The sequence below is a fragment of the Chlorobium sp. genome (genome assembly GCF_049593655.1).
In the GTDB taxonomy this organism is placed as follows: domain Bacteria; phylum Bacteroidota; class Chlorobiia; order Chlorobiales; family Chlorobiaceae; genus Chlorobium.
Genome location: NZ_JBAWHG010000066.1, coordinates 38597 through 56385, shown reverse-complemented (window position 1 = coordinate 56385; position 17789 = coordinate 38597). Strand labels below are relative to the sequence as shown.

Annotated in this window: 20 protein-coding genes and 1 pseudogene; 17 read left to right on the top strand and 4 right to left on the bottom strand. The window is 54.1% G+C overall.

The features are described 5' to 3' along the window. The 6 genes and pseudogenes from WBP50_RS11425 to WBP50_RS11400 all read left to right on the top strand — a co-directional run. Nucleotides 1-180, top strand: a pseudogene (locus WBP50_RS11425) (patatin-like phospholipase family protein); the annotation flags it as partial. 82 nt (nucleotides 181-262) lie between these two features. Continuing rightward, entirely contained in the window at nucleotides 263-841 is a 579-nt protein-coding gene (locus tag WBP50_RS11420; RefSeq protein ID WP_423934632.1) for an outer membrane protein, read from the top strand. Nucleotides 842-977: 136 nt separating this feature from the next. Then, nucleotides 978-1565 (top strand): outer membrane protein, encoded by a 588-nt coding sequence (locus WBP50_RS11415; RefSeq protein ID WP_423934629.1) that lies wholly within the window; start codon nucleotides 978-980, stop codon nucleotides 1563-1565. 115 nt (nucleotides 1566-1680) lie between these two features. Continuing rightward, nucleotides 1681-2145 carry an aminoacyl-tRNA deacylase gene (locus WBP50_RS11410; RefSeq protein ID WP_423934626.1) on the top strand — a complete coding sequence of 155 codons (465 nt, stop codon included), beginning with the start codon at nucleotides 1681-1683 and terminating at the stop codon, nucleotides 2143-2145. 139 nt (nucleotides 2146-2284) lie between these two features. Further along, nucleotides 2285-3415 carry a glycosyltransferase family 4 protein gene (locus WBP50_RS11405; RefSeq protein WP_423934623.1) on the top strand — a complete coding sequence of 377 codons (1131 nt, stop codon included), beginning with the start codon at nucleotides 2285-2287 and terminating at the stop codon, nucleotides 3413-3415. Nucleotides 3416-3557: 142 nt separating this feature from the next. Further along, the gene (locus tag WBP50_RS11400) at nucleotides 3558-4277 is read left to right on the top strand and encodes an SIMPL domain-containing protein (RefSeq protein ID WP_423934620.1); all 720 of its coding nucleotides are present in this window, start codon (nucleotides 3558-3560) and stop codon (nucleotides 4275-4277) included. 91 nt (nucleotides 4278-4368) lie between these two features. On the opposite strand, the gene WBP50_RS11395 is transcribed toward WBP50_RS11400, so the two are convergent. Further along, nucleotides 4369-4851: a BCAM0308 family protein gene (locus tag WBP50_RS11395; RefSeq protein ID WP_423934619.1), complete on the bottom strand. Its 483-nt coding sequence runs from the start codon at nucleotides 4849-4851 to the stop codon at nucleotides 4369-4371. Between the two features lie 279 nt (nucleotides 4852-5130). Between WBP50_RS11395 and WBP50_RS11390 the strand changes: the two genes are divergently transcribed. From WBP50_RS11390 to zwf, 3 genes are read left to right on the top strand one after another with little or no spacing between them, the layout of a single operon-like run. Continuing rightward, nucleotides 5131-5517: an Hpt domain-containing protein gene (locus tag WBP50_RS11390; protein WP_423934616.1), complete on the top strand. Its 387-nt coding sequence runs from the start codon at nucleotides 5131-5133 to the stop codon at nucleotides 5515-5517. Continuing rightward, on the top strand, nucleotides 5514-6413 hold the full coding sequence (gene gnd / locus WBP50_RS11385; RefSeq protein ID WP_423934614.1) for a phosphogluconate dehydrogenase (NAD(+)-dependent, decarboxylating): 900 nt from the start codon (nucleotides 5514-5516) through the stop codon (nucleotides 6411-6413). Before WBP50_RS11390 ends, gnd begins: the two co-directional genes overlap by 4 nt. A gap of 13 nt (nucleotides 6414-6426) precedes the next feature. Continuing rightward, a complete protein-coding gene (gene zwf, locus WBP50_RS11380) occupies nucleotides 6427-7869 on the top strand; it encodes a glucose-6-phosphate dehydrogenase (RefSeq protein ID WP_423934611.1) in 1443 nt (480 codons plus the stop codon). On the opposite strand, the gene pgl is transcribed toward zwf, so the two are convergent. After that, nucleotides 7853-8674, bottom strand: a complete 822-nt coding sequence (gene pgl / locus WBP50_RS11375; RefSeq protein ID WP_423934609.1) for a 6-phosphogluconolactonase — start codon at nucleotides 8672-8674, stop codon at nucleotides 7853-7855. The two genes, zwf and pgl, sit on opposite strands and share 17 nt — an antisense overlap. A gap of 120 nt (nucleotides 8675-8794) precedes the next feature. On the opposite strand from pgl, the gene WBP50_RS11370 reads away from it, so the two are divergent. The 8 genes from WBP50_RS11370 to WBP50_RS11335 all read left to right on the top strand — a co-directional run bounded on the left by WBP50_RS11370 (nucleotide 8795) and on the right by WBP50_RS11335 (nucleotide 15498). Then, on the top strand, nucleotides 8795-9556 hold the full coding sequence (locus tag WBP50_RS11370) for a DUF2278 family protein (RefSeq protein WP_423934606.1): 762 nt from the start codon (nucleotides 8795-8797) through the stop codon (nucleotides 9554-9556). Nucleotides 9557-9747: 191 nt separating this feature from the next. Beyond that, nucleotides 9748-10404 (top strand): hypothetical protein, encoded by a 657-nt coding sequence (locus WBP50_RS11365; RefSeq protein ID WP_423934634.1) that lies wholly within the window; start codon nucleotides 9748-9750, stop codon nucleotides 10402-10404. Nucleotides 10405-10492: 88 nt separating this feature from the next. Then, nucleotides 10493-11221, top strand: a complete 729-nt coding sequence (locus WBP50_RS11360) for an SIMPL domain-containing protein (RefSeq protein WP_423934603.1) — start codon at nucleotides 10493-10495, stop codon at nucleotides 11219-11221. Between the two features lie 41 nt (nucleotides 11222-11262). After that, entirely contained in the window at nucleotides 11263-11853 is a 591-nt protein-coding gene (locus WBP50_RS11355) for a hypothetical protein (protein WP_423934602.1), read from the top strand. Between the two features lie 274 nt (nucleotides 11854-12127). Next, nucleotides 12128-12853 carry a murein L,D-transpeptidase catalytic domain family protein gene (locus WBP50_RS11350; RefSeq protein ID WP_423934600.1) on the top strand — a complete coding sequence of 242 codons (726 nt, stop codon included), beginning with the start codon at nucleotides 12128-12130 and terminating at the stop codon, nucleotides 12851-12853. A gap of 14 nt (nucleotides 12854-12867) precedes the next feature. Next, a complete protein-coding gene (locus WBP50_RS11345; protein ID WP_423934599.1) occupies nucleotides 12868-14550 on the top strand; it encodes a L,D-transpeptidase family protein in 1683 nt (560 codons plus the stop codon). Nucleotides 14551-14554: 4 nt separating this feature from the next. Then, complete coding sequence (locus WBP50_RS11340) at nucleotides 14555-15025, top strand: SRPBCC family protein (protein ID WP_423934596.1); 471 nt, start codon at nucleotides 14555-14557, stop codon at nucleotides 15023-15025. 5 nt (nucleotides 15026-15030) lie between these two features. Further along, on the top strand, nucleotides 15031-15498 hold the full coding sequence (locus WBP50_RS11335; protein ID WP_423934594.1) for a putative molybdenum carrier protein: 468 nt from the start codon (nucleotides 15031-15033) through the stop codon (nucleotides 15496-15498). 35 nt (nucleotides 15499-15533) lie between these two features. Here WBP50_RS11335 and WBP50_RS11330 read toward each other — a convergent pair whose 3' ends face one another. Both WBP50_RS11330 and WBP50_RS11325 read right to left on the bottom strand, forming a co-directional pair. Then, nucleotides 15534-16277, bottom strand: a complete 744-nt coding sequence (locus WBP50_RS11330) for an amino acid ABC transporter ATP-binding protein (RefSeq protein ID WP_423934592.1) — start codon at nucleotides 16275-16277, stop codon at nucleotides 15534-15536. Continuing rightward, on the bottom strand, nucleotides 16274-17716 hold the full coding sequence (locus WBP50_RS11325; protein WP_423934589.1) for an ABC transporter substrate-binding protein/permease: 1443 nt from the start codon (nucleotides 17714-17716) through the stop codon (nucleotides 16274-16276). Before WBP50_RS11325 ends, WBP50_RS11330 begins: the two co-directional genes overlap by 4 nt. Nucleotides 17717-17789: the final 73 nt, after the last annotated feature.

The window sequence follows — 17789 nt, the reverse complement described above, 5'->3', positions numbered from 1 at the left end:
ACCAATACCACCGCCATACAGACCGGCAAGGCGGATTTGTGCATTATACCGGATCTTTCGGCATTCAGTCTGGTTGATACGTCCAGGGTATCCGATATTATGGATATCGGATACCGTGATGCGTATTCCGCCCTCAGCGTGTGGCTCGAGCAGGCAAATGCAGGAGGGAAGCTTGATTAAAAACCCGCAATGGGTTAATTTGACGGTAAGATCGGGTATTCGGCCTGTTCACTCCCCCAACCATGAAAAAAGCGAGTCGATAATGAAAAAACTACTTTCAGCAACAGCGTGCGGGCTTCTGGCTCTGATTTGCTCAGGTCCTGCGGCAAACGCCGCGACGCCCTATATAAGCGGTTCTGCCGGCATTCCCCTGCTGAATGATTCCGAAATCACAATCGAGGGTGATCATGTCGGCGACTGGAGCTACGATACCGGTTATGCCCTTACGGCGGCAATCGGACTCGACAGCGGGAAATACCGCGTGGAGGCGGAGGTGGGCTATCAGGAAAACGACCTTGAGGGTTTCGCTCAAAAGGTGTCGATGATGACCTATCTGGGGAATGGCTATCTGGATTTCGAACTCCCTGCGGCAGGCATAAAACCATTTGTTTCGGTTGGTCTCGGTTTCGCCACGGTTGAATGGAGCGACGGCATCACGCCCATCGACGATACGGTGTTCGCCTGGCAGATCGGTGCGGGAGTAGGGTTCAGTGTTGCTCCGAAAGTGACGATCGATGCGAAATACCGGTATTTTGCCACCTCCAATCCCGAACTTGCCGATGATGAGGAGTACAGTATCGCTTCCCACAATTTCGCGCTCGGCATGAGAATAGGATTCTGAGGAGGGTTATGACTGGTGTTTCGGGAGCCGTCGGTCTGAAAAGTTCTTGAAAAAATCGTTCGGGAATTGTAGCTTTGCTTTTTAAAGATTGTTTTCCGGGCCGGCGCTTGCTTCACCTGTTCTGCTGGAGAATATCATGACCATGATGTTTCGGGGGTTGATTTTTCTCTTTTCGCCCTTTTTTTTTCTTGCTTCACCGGTTCTTGCCGCTACACCCTATGTCGGCGGTTCAAAAGGTTTTGCTTTTCCAAACGGGGAAAAAATCTCCATAAACGGCAGTTGTCTCGGCGATCCGCAGTACGATACCGGTGCGGCGTTCAGCGGTGTTTTCGGTAAGGATTATGACGGTTACCGGCTGGGAGGCGAGGTAGCCTATCAGAAAAATGAAATCGATAATCTCGGCAGCGATGTTTCTGTTTTTTCGGTCATTGCCAACGGGTATCTCAATTGCCGGCTTGAACAGCATAAAGTCACACCCTTTCTCAGTGCCGGATTGAGCTATGCAAAAGTAAGCGTGGATGCTCTTGGAGCGCGCGGCAGCGACGGCGTCGTGACCCTTCAGCTTGGCGCGGGTGTTGGCTTTCAGGTTTCAAGTGGTGTTACCATAGACGCGAAGTACCGGTACTTCGCGGGAGTCGATCCGGGCATCGAGCTCGGTTCCCGTAATATTGAAATGGATATCGACAACCACAATTTTTTGTTCGGCCTCAGGGCCGGTTTCTGACCATATTTTTTTCGCGTGCTTTTCCCGTCGCCGAGCTCCGATAAGGGGAGTCTCTTTTTTTAATGCCCGGCCTGAATTCCTTGTTGTTTTCAATAAACCAAACAGGAGATGTTTCATGCCTATACGCAGATTGAGAGAGTTTCTCGACAGCCACGATATAAAGTATTTCGTGGTGAGCCACTCTCCGGCCTATACGGCCCAGGAGGTTGCCGCATCGGCTCATGTCCCCGGCAAAGAGCTCGCCAAAACCGTTATGGTGACCATAGAAGGCAAGCTGGCCATGGCGGTACTTCCCGCCTCGAAGCAGCTCGATCTTGAGCGGTTCAGGTCGATTGCCGGTACGAGGGATGCCGGGCTTGCAGGAGAGCAGGAGTTTGCATTTCTTTTCCCCGAATGCGAAACCGGCGCCATGCCGCCTTTCGGCAACCTTTACGGGCTGGATGTGTATGTTGCCGAAGAACTTGAAGAAGATGATGATATTGCCTTCAATGCAGGCTCCCACACCGAACTGGTCAGGCTGGCATACAGGGATTTCAAGAGACTTGTCAATCCTGTTGTTGCTGCATTGACCCTGAAGTAATATGCTTCGGGTAACGGCATGATGGTTTTTCGTGTGGAAATGTTACTTTAGCTTTTTTACTGCCGGCCGACGTGCTGTCCAGAACAGCGTGCCGGAGTGATTCCAGGGAAACTGCCATTATCCGTTATTCCGGGATTCCATGAAGATTGCCTTATACGCGGGTACGTATGTCAAAGACAAGGACGGAGCGGTGCGGTCCATCTATCAGCTTGTCGCCTCGTTCAGGAAAAACGGTCATGAGGTTGTGGTCTGGTCGTCCGATGTATCTGAACAGGATAATCACGGCAGTCTGAAAGTCTATCGTCTTCCTTCGGTTCCCATTCCTCTCTATCCCGATTACAGGCTTGGTTTTTTTGGATCTGTAACCGGCAAACAGCTCGATGCCTTTGCTCCGGATATCGTGCATATATCGACACCGGATATTGTCGGACGAAAATTTCTTCTTTACGCAAAGAAGAGAAAACTTCCGGCGACATCGGTTTATCATACCGATTTCCCCTCTTACCTCAGCTACTACAGGCTGGGATTTGCCCTCAAGCCGGTATGGAAATACCTGAGGTGGTTCTACAATACCTGTGATCTCGTATTTGCTCCCAATGAGGTTGTACTGGGCAATCTTAAAGACCGGGGGATCCGCAATCTCGCAATCTGGTCGAGGGGCATCGACCGGAATCTTTTCGACCCGTCCCGTCGTTCCGGGCCGCTTCGCGAAGAGTGGAACGCCGCCGGGCGGACGGTTTTTGTCTATGCCGGACGTTTTGTGCTCTACAAGGATATCGAGGTGGTCATGAGTGTCTATGAGCGCTTCGTGGCCGAAGGGTTTGAGCAGAGGGTGCGTTTTGTCATGATCGGTTCCGGACCGGAAGAGGCCGAGATGCGCCGACGGATGCCCGAAGCGGTTTTTACGGGATATCTGACGGGGACAGCCCTTCCGGAGGCTTATGCGAGCGGGGATGTTTTTCTGTTTCCCTCGACTACCGAAGCGTTCGGCAACGTCGTGCTCGAGGCTTTGGCCTCCGGTTTGCCGGCGGTAGTTTCGGATATCGGAGGCTGTATGGAGCTGGTCGCCAATTCGGAGGCCGGACTGGTTGCAAAAGCCGGCGATATCGACCAGTTTTACCGGCATTGCCTCACCCTGATCGATGACCGTGAGACATTTGCCGCAATGCGTGAAAAAGGGCTCCGCTTTGCAGACGGAAAATCATGGGATGCGGTCAATGGCGCCCTGATTGACCGCTATATCGGGCTGACAGCCAAAAAGCCCGGCTGAATCGGCAGGTTTCGACCGGGAGCGGATCCGTCGTCGCCCGCCGTCCTGTTTTTTTGCTCATCCGGCTCGAGGAACTTTTGATGCCGGCAATTCCTTCTGAAAAGGGAGTGCCCGGATTCTCTTCAGAAAACCTTTCAGTGCAATGAACACCAAACGTACATCGGAAGCATTCATTCTCGGCGCTTTTCTCTGTGCCGGTCTTGTGCTGGCCGGATATCTTGTTTCTTCCGGCTTTGTAACGCTCAAGGCACTCGAACGCTCCGTTTCGGTAAAAGGACTGTCCGAAAAAGAGGTCCCGGCAGATATTGCCATATGGCCGATCAAATTCGAGGTGGCCGCTGACGATCTGGGAGCGCTGGTAAGCGGTATAGAGGAGAAAAACAGGGTGGTTTACGATTTTCTGATTTCCAGCGGTTTCGATGCAAAAGATATTTCGGTTTCGGCGCCTGCAATCATTGACCGCCAGGCTCAGGGATATGGGGATGCGAACAGGTTCACCTTCCGGTATGCCGGCAGCTCAACGGTAAGCGTCTATACCGGCAATGTCGCTCTGGTGCGCAAAACCATCAGGAAACTTGTCGATCTCGGCAAACTTGGCGTGGCGGTTTCAGGTGAAAATTATGACGCCAAAACCGAGTTTATCTATACCGGACTTAACCGCCTGAAGCCCTCCATGATCGAGGAAGCGACCAATAACGCACGTGCTGTGGCCGAGAAATTCGCCAGCGATTCAAAAAGCCGGCTGGGAAAGATAAAAAGCGCCAGCCAGGGTCAGTTCACCATAGAGGATCGCGACAGCAATACTCCTCATATCAAGAAAATAAGGGTGGTGTCCACGCTCGAATACTATCTGACCGACTGATTGCATGGAGGCAAATCTCCTGTCCGTCGAAAAGCCCATTTTTCCCGGTCCGCATGCCGGCTTGAACGCTGCCGCCGGCATGCATGTGTTTTTACCGTTCCCAGCGTGCCGTAATGCTCTGTTCGCCATCACCATAACGCAGGACGAGATTTCCCTTGAAGGCTTTCGATAAGGCCTCTCCGATTCTGCGTGCGACATGAATTCCCGTTGTCGTCACTTTTGCTGAGCTTCCGTTATCCGTAACAGTCATGATTCTTTCGAGCGGGTGGAGGTTTTTTTCCTGGTTTTCAGTATTGCGGACAAGATTGATGATCTCTTCTTTATGGCTGACGAGGAAGCTCCCTTTCAGTTCGATTTCACCTGCGGGACAGTTGTCGGCTGTCCTTCGGCATGCAGGGCAGACAACCTCGGCGGCATGTTTGTCCGTATCCAGCCATTGCCATCTTCCGTTTGCAAAAACGCAGCCACAGACGGGGCATTTTGCCGGTTCGGAATGTTTCTGATTTTCCCTGTATACATCATGCCGTTTTTCCTTCAGAAAACGGTCCTTTCTTGCAAAAGATGATCCTGACATGAGTTTTCCTCCATGGTTGTTGTTGATGAAGGCAGGTGCTCAGCAGCTCGAGAAAAACGGCGGGCGCCATTTTAACCCGTAAGTTTCATAACACCCCGTTTTTCTAAAATGTTGAGGTGCCGTGATGAAATTTTGAGCGGGAAAGTTATTGTTTCCCCTTTGGAAGGGTGCTTGTTATTTTTATGCAGGCTTCGGGTAATGTTGAGAAGTGTTGTATAATTGAAGGGTAAAGCCGATCTTGAATCAGTCGGTAACAACAGCTAAAAACAATAAGGAAAAATGACCCCCAGAGATGTGTTCAAGCTTGAGGAGCTTCTTGTGAGGCTGCAGAACGATGATGAAATCATACGTATAATCCTCAGGCAGTTTATCAGCGATACCCCGCGGCAGATCGCCGAAATGCAGGTTTCAGTTTCCGCCTGCGACCATGAGGCGGTTCGCATACTTGCCCATACCATTAAAGGGGCAGCGGCTACGGTTGCCGGAAATGAACTGAGTTTTCTGGCTTCTGCAATCGAGCAGGCGGCAAAGTCCGGTAAGATGGAAAAGGCCGGAGGTCCGCTGAGGGATTTGCCGAATGCCTTCAGCCGTTTTCTTCAGGAGGTGATACGCACCGGTTTTTATTCGGGTGCCACCAGCGACAATTTTCAGGAAAAATCGCAGTGAATACGGCTTTTATCGGTCTCGGAAAGATGGGGCTCAACATGGTCGAGCATCTGCTCGAACTGGGCGAAAAGGTTGCGGTTTATGATCTTTCGAGCGACGTTGTCGAGGCGCTTGCCCTGAAAGGGGCTGAGCCGGCATATTCCCTGGAACAGCTTGTCCGTACCGTACAGCATCCACGTGTAGTATGGCTGATGGTCCCGGCAGGAAATCCCGTTGACGAGGTGCTGGCTTCGCTTATGCCTTATCTCGATCGGGGGGATATTGTCGTTGATGGAGGAAATTCGCACTATGCCGATTCGGTACAGAGGGCCGTCCGTCTGCTTGAGCAGGGGATCCGTTTTCTTGATGCCGGAACCAGCGGAGGACTCGAAGGCGCACGGCACGGCGCATGCATCATGGTGGGCGGCGATCGCGATGCATACATCGCCATTGAACCGCTGCTTGAAGCGCTCTGTGTTCCGGGCGGTTACGGATATATGGGCCGGTCGGGATCGGGGCACTACGTGAAGATGGTGCATAACGGCATCGAGTACGGTATGATGCAGGCCATGGGGGAGGGTTTCGATCTGCTCGAATCGAGTGGTTTCGAGCTCGACCATGCCGAAGTTGCCCGCGTATGGTCGAACGGTTCGGTAATCAGGGGATGGCTCATGGATCTTGCCGCAAGGGCTTTCGAAAAGGATGGAAAACTCGGCTATCTGGCCGGGAACATTGCCGATTCGGGAGAGGGCCGCTGGAGCGTGGAGGCTGCACTCCGGCAGCAGGTTTCGATACCGGTGATTTCCGCCTCGCTTTTCAGACGATACCGGTCTCGCAGCGAAAATAATTTTTCCGATAAGGTTGTAGCCGCCCTTCGCCACGAATTCGGCGGGCACGGTTTCACGTCCGAACGGTAACCGGGAGCGGGATATGCATGCAGATAGGGTTGATTTTACCATTGTGCTGTTCGGCGCCAGCAGCGATCTTGCGGCGCGCAAGCTCTATCCTTCGCTCTATCAGCTTGCCCGCTGGGGGCAGCTGACAGGTGAATACCGCATCATCGGAGTCGGCCGCAACGACCTCTCCCACGAGGAGTACCGGTTACAGGTCGCCGAAAAAATACGTTCCTTTTCGCCTGGCGCAATCGACGACGAGACTCATTTTGCCGGGTTTACCGGCAGGCTGTTTTATGTGATGGCGGACATCGAGCACATCGAGGGTTACTTCAGGCTCCGGAATGAGATCATGTATGCTGAAGGGAAGCCCGGCGTTTGCAGCCATCTGCTGTTTTATCTTTCAACACCTCCGGATCTTGCCCCGCACATTGTCCGCAATCTCCACCAGGCCGGGCTTGGCGGCAAAGAGATGAGCTGCAGCGGGTGGAGGAAAATCGTCGTGGAGAAGCCGTACGGCAGCGACCTGAAAACGGCAGGTGAGCTCAATGCCGTGATCGGTTCCGCATTCAACGAAGACCAGATTTTCCGCATAGACCACTATCTCGGCAAGGAGACCGTCCAGAATATTCTTGTGTTCAGGTTTTCCAACGGCATATTCGAACCGCTCTGGAACCGCCACCACATCGCAGGCATAGAGATTACCATCGCGGAGAATTTCGGTATACGCGACCGGGGAGCTTTTTATGAGCATGCCGGACTGCTCAGGGACATTATCCAGAACCATGGCCTGCAGCTGCTCGCCTCCGTTGCCATGGAGCCTCCTGTGGATCTCTCCGCTGATGCCGTGCGTGATGAAAAGACCAAAGTGCTCCGCTCGATCCGCCTCGTTACTCCCGAAACGGTTGACCGGTCGGTAGTTCTCGGGCAATATGAAGGTTACCGGAAGGAAAAACAGGTTGATCCCGATTCCAGAACCGAGACGTTTGCGGCAGTGCGGTTTTTTGTCGATAACTGGCGATGGAAAGGCGTTCCTTTTCTGATCAGGGCGGGAAAGATGCTGGCCGAAACCGTTACCGAAATTGTCATAACCTTTGCCTGTCCGCCGCAGAATTTTTTCGGTCCCGCCGAAAGCTGCAGTTATACGGCCAATCAGGTGATTCTGCGGATTCAGCCGGAAGAGACCATTGCCATACGTTTCGGGGTGAAACGTCCCGGTGAATTGGTCATTACCGATCCGGTCTACATGAAATTCGACTATCGCGATACCTTCTCCCAACCGGGAATGACCCCTTATCACCGTCTGCTGCTCGATGCACTCGACGGCAATCAGATGAATTTCATCCGTCAGGACAGTGTGGAATACTCCTGGGCAATTATCGATGCCATACGGGAGTGCATGGCAGACCGGATGCCGGAAGTTTATTCTGCCGGTTCATGGGGGCCGCCCGCAGCCGGCGAACTCAAGGGATCGATATAAACCAGAAAAGCCTGCCGCTGAGAGGTTTTACCATTCCTGCTGGCAGGGATGAAGGGGCTTTGCCGGCTCTGATTGTTTCTGCAAGAGCCGCCCGTTTTTCTCCCGCGGTAAAAAACAGGATGCTTTCTGCGTGGTTGATGAGTGGCAGGGTCATGGTCAGACGCGGAACCCTTGGGTTTGCCTGCGGAGCTTTCACCGCAACGACGAGGCTGTGCGATTCGTTCAGGGTTCCGGGATCGTCCGGGAAGAGCGAAGCGGTATGGCCGTCTTCGCCGAGACCGAGAACCATGAGGTCGAAAGCAGGGATGTTCCGGCTTGTTCCGGTATCCACGCAGCCTGAAACGGTCCGGATGGTTTTCTCGTATGCTCTGGCAGACTCCTCCGGGGTCCGTCCGTTGCATGGCATCCTGAATACCCGGTTTTCTGCAATTCCCGGTGCGCCGAGCAGTGTTTCCTTCGCCATGCGGTAGTTGCTGTCCGGGTGATCGGGCGGAACGCACCGTTCATCTCCCCAGAAAATCAGGGTTTTCTGCCAGGGCATGCGGATCAGGCCATCCAGCATGGTTTCGCCATATTCCGGCTTCTGAAAGGCCGGGACCTGAATGCCGTGAAGCTTCATCAGTTGAGCGTCTACGCCAGCGGCAAGTTTTCGGTAGAGCGTTCGGGGCGAGCGGCCTCCAGAGAGTACGAACGTGAATCTGCCCCGGGAGGCGACCGCCTGCCAGGCTTTGCTGACAATGAGTGCCGCGGCATGCCCGGTGACTTCGGGTTCGCTTCCGGCAACGAAAGATGCGGGTGTGTTCATGATTTTTCTCCTCAACCTGAAAATACGCTATATCCTGTTCTGACTCCTGATCTTTTGTCATCGTTGACGGGAGCGCTATCTTGGACGTATGGTTATTTTATGCAATAAACGAATCAGTTCATGCCTCTTGACGACGGGTACGGGGTGCTTGCCGGAACACTGCACAGTTATGCATGCGATCACGCTCACCGTGACGGCGAATATTACCATTGCACCCTGAACGTCAAGGCGGGTCCGTTCATTTACCGCTGCCCGGTTGACCTTGACAGTAAAAAAACATCCGACGGTTTCCAGTGGCGGGTTGTCGAGCTTGGCAGAACCTCGCTCAAAGGCGTTGCGGGTTTCAGGGACGGATGGCATTCCCTTCGTTCAGATAACCGTTCCGGAGCACTTGACTACTACCGTTCGGAAGAACTGCAGCCATCCGGTGCATGTGTTTCCGTTGCAGGGCAGCCTGTCGAAAAGAGTGCAAATGACGACGGATCGGACTGCGCTCCATGGCGGTTCGGAACCGGTAATGCGGCTTTTCGCGATCTTGAGCCCCTCCTGAAACATGCCCGACGAATCTATGTATTCGGCGAATCCTTCAGAAACGGCAAAGGGGTGCATAATATTCACCAGAACCAGGGCGACCCGCCCGGAAGCCGATGGTACAGGGAGAACGGTTCATGGCAGGATGGCGGCGTCGTTGCCGAGCGGTGGAACCATACGATGGCTGCATTTCTCTGCAAATTCAAGAGCCAGGGGTTTCTCTTGGACGCAGAGCCCTCGCTTTCAGGGTCTGCCGGTTCAGCGGTAACCGGTTCACACAGGGACCGTTCGTCTCGAAAAGCCCGGTTATCGAATGGCCTGAAGCCGGAACCAGGGGGTGATGGGACGTGACGTTTTTTTTACATAAAGGTTACCCTTTACGGTTGCGGTATGTTCATGCCTTGTGTAACTTGGGTGAAAAAGAATGCAGGTGTTTCGTTGCGCTACCGGATGCTTCAGGGGCCATATCTGCCGGTTTAATCTGACCTTCGGTATGTTTCGGGAACCGCATTTTCAATTTCAACTACTATATGGAGAAAACCATGGCTGCTTTTGATTACGGACAAAAAGTCGATCCGCAGCTTTTTGACAGACACCTCAGTGCAGCCCTCACGATCGATGTGCAGGACTATATCAGGAAAGGCTGGGAAATGTTCAGGGAGCATATCGGGGAGTTTGTCGGCTTTACGCTGATTATTTTCGTTGTTTCAGCACTCAGCTCGAAATTCGATTTTGCCGGTTCTCTTGTTTTTTCGGCGCTTGCGGCGCCTTTTTATGCAGGATACGGGATCGCCGCTTTCCGGCTTGCAAGCGGCCAGACTTTTCAGTTCGGCGATTTTTTCAAGGGGTTCAACTATTTCCTTCCTCTTTTTCTTGCCGGTCTTGCAAGCGGACTTCTGGTGAGCATCGGTTTCGTGCTGCTGATAATTCCCGGCATCTACCTTGCCGTCGGGTACATGTTTGCCACATTTCTCATTGTCGATTATCGCATGGAGTTCTGGGAGGCCATGGAGACGAGCCGCAAAATCATCACCAAAAACTGGTTCGCATTTTTCGGTTTCGCTTTCGCACTGTTTGCCCTGAACCTCCTTGGCGCGCTTGCTCTCGGCGTAGGGCTTCTGGTAAGCGTTCCGGTAACTTCCTGTGCTGCGGCGATAGCCTACAAGGAGATTATTGGCCTCTACTCCAGCGAGTGGTAAGAAAGTTCTCCGGCAGCAAGCGAGCGCAGGTTTTCCGGGGGAAGATCGTCACAAGAGTTATTGCGTAATCCAAACGGAGACAGACCATATGAAACCCTTCAGGCTGCTTTTTTTTGCGTTCTTCAGTTTTGTCCTTTTTTCGGCGTTCTCTGTGGATGTTCTTGCCGAAGAGAACCAGATTGTCGTCGGGGCATCGGGCAAGGTTTCGGTGAAGCCCGACATGGCGGAGTTCGGGGCACTGGTGAAATCCGAAGCCAAGACCGCCGACCAGGCGGCCGCACGTACCGCCGAGAAGTACCGTGCTGTGCAGCAGGCTCTCCGGCAGGCGGGAATACCTGCCGAAGATGCTCCAACCGCCAGTTTTACTGTTTCTCCCCAGTGGGAATGGGATCAGTCACAGGGAAAGAACGTCCTGAATGGCTATTCGGCGCGTCATCTCGTCATGGTCAAGGTCCGGAATCTTTCGCTTACCGGTAAAGCTGTCGATGCGGCCGTAAAGGCGGGAGCTGACGAAGTGCAGCAGATCACTTTCAGTTCGAGCCGGTATGATGCCCTGCGTCGTCAGGCACTTGCCGCTGCGGTTGCAAACGCGCGCGGGGATGCTGAAATCATGGCAAAAGCTGCGGGCGGACGTCTTGGAGGGGTGATCGAGCTGAGCGTCGGTCAGCCGATGTACAGGCCCTCTCCGGCAATGGATGTCATGGCCATGAAAGCGGCAGCTCCCGAAGCTGCTCCGACCGAAATCGCTCCTTCCGATGAGGATATTGTTGTCAATGTGAGCTCCCGGTGGCGTTTTCTTGGTGCTTCGACCCGCTGAACAGGAGGTAGCCTTTATTGCTCCCTCCGGTGGAGGTGCAGATGAAAAAGCAGATACTTGACCGTTATGAAAAGAGTTCCGCCGGCAGCCTCATCATCGATGTTGCCGCCAGGCGCGTTGAGGATCTCTACGAGAATTTCGATAAAAATGCGCCCTATCACCGCAAGGATCTCGACGGGGATCTCGTGGCCTATATTACCGGATGTGTCCGCGAAATAGGACCGAGAGATTTCGTTGTGAGGTTCTCGATAGAGCATGCGCTTTCGGATGAGCTCATGGCGATGGTGCGTGACGGCATGCACGCCTTTTTCATGTATCAGAAAGAGCTGGAATACATCGCCATGAAAAAAATGGTGAGAACATCGTCTTTTCTTCTGGTAACAGGAGTTCTCATTCTCGGCGTTTCTCTCCGGGTGAACCATCTTTTGGCCTTGTCCGGAACCGTCTCTTTTCTGAACAGGTTTTTTGCTGAAGGCCTTACCATCGTCGCCTGGGTTTCCATCTGGGAGGGGTTGGCCACCTTTCTGCTGAACTGGGCCCCCTATCTGTTTCGTACCCGCCTTTTTCAGCGAATCGCCCAGGCTCCCGTACTTTTCCGGTTTGCGGGAGAGCGTACCGAAAGCGTAACCTGAAAGGCATCCCAGGGCGCCTCTGGTTGGAGCGTAAAGAAAAAAAGCCTATCTTTCGGCTTGTTTTATGATTTGTATATATGATTGATGCGTACCGGATTCCGGCGTTGCCTGGCTTGTTGCGGCAGTGCATCCGCTTTCAATGTTACGGCGTCAGAAGGGCTGAACCATGCGTTCTGCATACTGATACCGGTTCCGGTTTTGTGCCGTGTCCAGTTACATGTTAATGAGCCGTTCGCCCGGCAGGGTACGGCATCAAACTACAGTGAGGTTGCTTATGATCCGTCTGATCGTGATGCTTTTTTTTATGCTTGCGGTGCTTCCCGCACAGGGCCATGCTTTCTCTTTCCAGCCGAATTCGCCTCGTAAACAGGTTTCCACTCTCTCCCGCTTTTCCGAACTCAGAAACAAGATCGACCAAAAGGTTCTCAATATGGCTCTGGCCGGGTATTACTCCCTTAAAGAGCAGGGCAAGGTCAGCCGCGACGGCATTCTGACCGTGATCGATTTCAATAAGCCTTCGGTCGATGAGAGGCTTTTCGTGATCGATATCAACCGCGGCAGGCTGCTTTATTCCGGTCTGGTCGCCCATGGCAGCGGCAGCGGCGATAACTTCGCCTACAGTTTTTCAAACGCGCCCGGTTCGCATAAAAGCAGCCTGGGATTCTATACCACGGGAACGACCTATGACGGCAAGCACGGTTATTCCCTGAGACTTCAGGGTATGGAACCCGGAATAAACGATATGGCGGAATCGAGAAGCATTGTCATCCATGGGGCCGACTACGTTTCATACGATTTTATCCGCCAGCACGGTCGTCTTGGCCGGAGCCAGGGATGCCCTGCCGTCTCGTTCGACAGTTTCCAGCATATCATCGATCTGATCAAGGATGGAAGCTGCCTGTTTATCTACCACAGGGATGGAACCTACACGTCCCGTTCAAGCCTTGTCAATCCGGATATTGCCGCCTTGCGGGTGAGTTCCGGCACTCTGGCATCATAATCATCCGGCAACCCATGGGTTTCTTCGTTTTTCTTCTTCTGCTGCTTGTGCCGGTCCGTGCCGTTCAGGCTGTACCGGTGTCACTCAAAAATCAGGCAGGAGCAGGGAAAACCGCTTCATTGCAAGTTACGGGCAGCAGCGCGGTTGCAGAACAGCTGCAGTGTAATTTCAGGGATGTCGCCTCGAGGCCGGGGAGTCCCGACAGGAAGCGGCTCAACAGTCAGTTGGCCCGTTTTTATGCCGCCCGCGGCTACCAGCCGGTCTGGACAAAACCGGCAATGACTGCCGAACTGATCCAGGCCATCCTCGAAGCGGAAAACGACGGTCTGGCGGCGGACGATTATCATATCAGGGAGATCAGGGAATTATCCTCCCGACCGCCCTCTGCTCCCGAACTGCAGGCAAAATATGATCTTCTGCAGAGTGACGCGTTTCTGACCCTGGCCTACCATCTGCGATTCGGCAAAGTCGATCCGGTGAGCCTTGACCCGAACTGGAATCTTTCCGATCCGGTACGCCGGTCGGCACTGGAGTTCAGGCTGCAGGAGGCTGTTTCGGCAGGGCGTATCGGAGCGGTGCTCGATGAACTCCGTCCCCGGCACCAGAAATATGCCGACCTGAAAAAAGGTCTTGCCCGGTATCGGGCCATCGCCAGAGCCGGCGGCTGGCAGAAGATTCCCGAGGGGGAGACATTCAGGCCGGGAGCGAGGGATCGCCGTATACCCCAGCTTAGAACGCGGCTCCAGGAGTCCGGAGATTTTCCCGGACGAGTTTCCGATACATCGGGTGTTTACACTTCAGTCATGGCTGACGCTGTCAGGCGTTACCAGAAACGAAACGGACTCGAGCCGGATGGCGTTGCCGGAGCCGCAACCATCAGGGAACTCAATATTTCTGCGGAAGAGAGGGTCGATCAGATCCGCCTGAACCTTGAACGTCACCGCTGGTTCATCAGTGATATCGAGCCAACCTACATTCTGGTGAACATCGCAGGTTTTACCCTGAATTATGTTGAAAACGGACGTTACCGCTGGGGGACGAGGGTCATCGTCGGTCAGCCATATCGGGAAACTCCGGTATTCAAGGCCGATATGCAGTATATCGTGCTTAACCCGGAGTGGGTGATTCCTCCAACCATTCTTGCCAAGGACGCCCTGCCTGCTATTCGCAAAAGCCGGAGCTACCTCGAGCGGAAAAAGCTCAGGGTGATCGATTCGAACGGCCGGGTTGTCAGCCCCTCGTCGATCGACTGGTCTCAGTATACGGCGTCGAACTTTCCCTATCGCCTGCAGCAGTCAGCCGGTGATCACGGAGCGCTGGGAAGGATCAAATTCATGATGCCCAACAAACACGTCATCTATCTGCACGATACTCCAGGCAAGGACCTTTTCGAAAAAAGCACGCGAACGTTCAGTTCCGGCTGTATCAGGGTCGAGAATCCTCTCGATCTTGCCGAACTCGTGCTTAAGGATACGCTGCAATGGAGCCGCAGGAACATAGAGGCGGCTATCGCTACCGGGAAAACCACTACGGTCAGTCTGCCACGCAGGATTCCGGTTTTTCTGCTCTACCTGACAGCCGTTGCCGAAGGCGAAGAGGTGTTTTTCCGTGAGGATGTCTACGGCCGCGACGGCAGCCTTCTCAAGGCTCTCGATACGCCGGTTCCCGATTACAAAGTCGAAAGCTGCGGATTTTAGCACGATGGCTTTTACTGTTGACATAAACCTGCAGCGCCTTCTTCTGACCTCCTGCAGCACGGCAGAAGTTTTCAGCCTGCTTGCCGATGTGCCTCGTTCGGCAGCCCATTTCCCCAGGGTTGACAGGCTTGTGGCTCTCGGAGGGAACGCTTACCGCTGGGAGATGGAGAAAATCGGTATCGGCGGCTATACGCTTCAGCAGACGGTCTATGCCTGTCAATACCGGGACGATGTCAGTACCGGTCGTGTTTTCTGGACGCCTATCGAAGGGGTCGGCAACGCCTCGGTGGAAGGGGAGTGGATCGTTGCTCCGAAAGAGAACGGCACGACGGTGAGGCTCAGTACCAGAGGCCGACTGACGGTGGATTTTCCCTCCTTTCTGCAATTCGCGCTCGCTCCGCTTGTACAGATGGAGTTTACCGGTATGGTCGAGCAGTACATCGCAAACCTGAAGGATGCCTTCAGCAGCCTGTAACCCAGTTGCATTTCAGCATTGTGTCCGGCGGACAGACCGGAGTCGACCGCGCAGCTCTCGATGCCGCAATTGCCGCGGGAGTGCCGCATGGCGGGTGGTGCCCGAAGGGGCGCCTTGCCGAAGACGGTCCCATTCCATCCTGCTATCAGCTAAGAGAAACATCCTCTGTTGCATACCGGACAAGAACCTCCAGGAATGTGCGCGACTCGGACGGGACGCTGGTGATTCTGCGGGATCGCCTGCAGCGGGGAACGCGTTATACCGTGCGATATGCGGAAAAGATCGGGCGACCGGTTTTGATGGTCCGCCTCGATGGTCTGCAGGATCAGGCTATAGAGAGCGTCATCAGGTGGCTCCGGCAGCATGCCATCGCCGTTCTGAACGTGGCCGGTCCCAGGGAAAGTTCCGAGCCCGGAATCCATACCGAAGCCCGGCAGTGGCTTCTGAGTCTGTTTGTGCGGATAAGGGAGTGATCACATGATCGGTGCAACGCTGTTTCAGCGGGCCGTCAGTTCATTTCAGAATGGTGCAGAAACTCCCGTGTCCGCTCATCCTGCGGGTTTTCCAGCAGTTGCTGTGTCCTGTTCATTTCAATGAGTTCCGATTTGCCCATGAATGCGAGATAGTCGGCAAAGCCCCTGAGAAATCGCACGGAATGCGAAACGATGACTACGGTGTGGCCTGTCGCGGCAAAGTCCTGCAGCAGGTTCCGTACATCACCGCTTCTGATCGGATCGAGCGCGCTTGTGGGTTCATCGAGCAGCAGCACCTCAGGGTTCATCGCGATGGCGCGAAGGATGGCGACCCTTTGCTGTTCTCCTCCGGAGAGCTCTTCCGGGTACTTGTTCCGGTGCTGTCCGATGCCGAGTTTTTCGAGCAGTGCCAGTGCTTCTTTTTCCGCTACGGCTTTCGGTTTTCCGCTGACGTGTACCGGCGCCTCGGTGATGTTTCCGAGTACGGTGAGGTGCGGGAAAAGGTGGAGGTGCTGGAAAACTATACCGGACTGCCGTCGGAACTGCCAGATTTTTTCCGAGCGCAGCGAGCTTTCTTCGGCAGTTATCGACGTGACCCCGATAGTGATGCTGCCCCGGTCAAAGGGCAGGAGTCCGCTGATGCAGAGCAGCAGGGTGGTCTTGCCGTTTCCCGAAGGGCCGATCACGCCGAGGATTTTTCCTGCGGGAAACTCCATGCTGACGTTGCTGAGCAGCGGCGTGGCGCCGACGGTTTTGCCTAGTCCTGAAATGGTGATCATTGCTCTGTTCCCGAAGTGAGGATGCCGGTTGATTTTCTTTGCAGTTTCCGTTCAAGCCTGTGTGCATAATGAGCAAGCGGAAGGCTCATTGCAAGATAGTAGAGACAGACGATCAGGCCGATGCCGAGATAGCTCTGCGTTGCGTTGGCAAGTTCCCTGTAGGCTGTTGCAAGTTCCCATACGGCAATGGCAAATGCCGTCGAGGTATCCTTGAACAGCGCGACGAAATCGTTGGTCATGGGTGGCAGGGCGATACGAAATGCCTGGGGGAAGATAATTCTCCGGAACGCCTTGAAGGGTCGCATTCCGAGAGAGTACGCTACCTGCCACTGCCGTTCCGGTACGGCCTGGAATGCCGTGCGGTAGACCTGCGATTCGTATGCTGCATAGTTGAGTCCGAGACCGACGATGGCGGTCAGCCAGCCGGGCAGGGTGATGCCGACCACCGGGAGCCCGAAATACAGGAAGAGGAGCTGAACCAGCACCGGCGTGCCCCTGAAAAATTCTATGTACACGGTGCAGAGCGTCCTTGTGATTCTGCCACCCTTCGACTGGCCGAGTGCAAGCGGTATGCCAAGTATCACTGCAATGATCATCGCCCCGAATGCAAGGAACACGGTGACCGCTGCCGCTTTAAGCAGTTTTATCAGTCCTTCCGTCCAGTTGAAGGTTCTCGATGTCATATCGTAGGTTTCTGCCCCTTTCGTGCGCAGTTTCAGCTGTTCGTCGTCCCAGAGTTGCCATTTCCGGAAAATCCGTTCGGTGGTGCCGTTGTCGGCAAGCGAATCGATGGCGGTATTGATCCTCGAGGCAAGCAGTGAATCGCTTTTTCGGATGCCGACAACGTAAGCCCCTGTATGGAAAGGTTTTCCTGCAGGCTTGAGTGAGGGGTTCCGGCGGGCATAGAACATCTCGGCGGCGACATCCATCAGTACGGCATCGACACGCCCCAGTTCGAGGTCCTGATAGGCGCCGACAGGGTCCTGGTAGCCCTTGACGATGTAGCCTCCGTTTTCAAGCAGGCGCGAAGCTGCGCAGTTGACCAGCGTTCCAACACTTTTGCCGCTGGTTTTGCAGTCCTGCAGAGATGAAATCAGATTGTTGTCCTTCCGAACAGTCAGTTGCAGCCTGAAGAGGTAGTATGGTTTGCTGAACAGCATTTCCCTGGCCCGGTCTTCGGTAGGTTCGAAGCCGTTGATGATGACGTCGAACTCCCTGCGGTTGAGCGACGCCACGATGCTTTCCCAGTCTGTAGGAACGAATTCCGCGTTCATTCGCATCTGCCGGGCAAGCGCTTCGGCGAACTCATAGTCGAAACCGGTGTAAGTCTGCGGATTGGCGGGATCAGCGTACACATAAGGGGCTCCGCCGCTGGGATCTGCTCCCCAGCGCAATGTCGGGGAACCGTAGGCTGCCAGCGACTGAAGCGCAAGCAGCATTGAGAGAAGAATCAGCTTTTTCGTTGCAGGACAGCGTTTACAGTTGTCGAAACTCCAATTGGACAATTCTGCA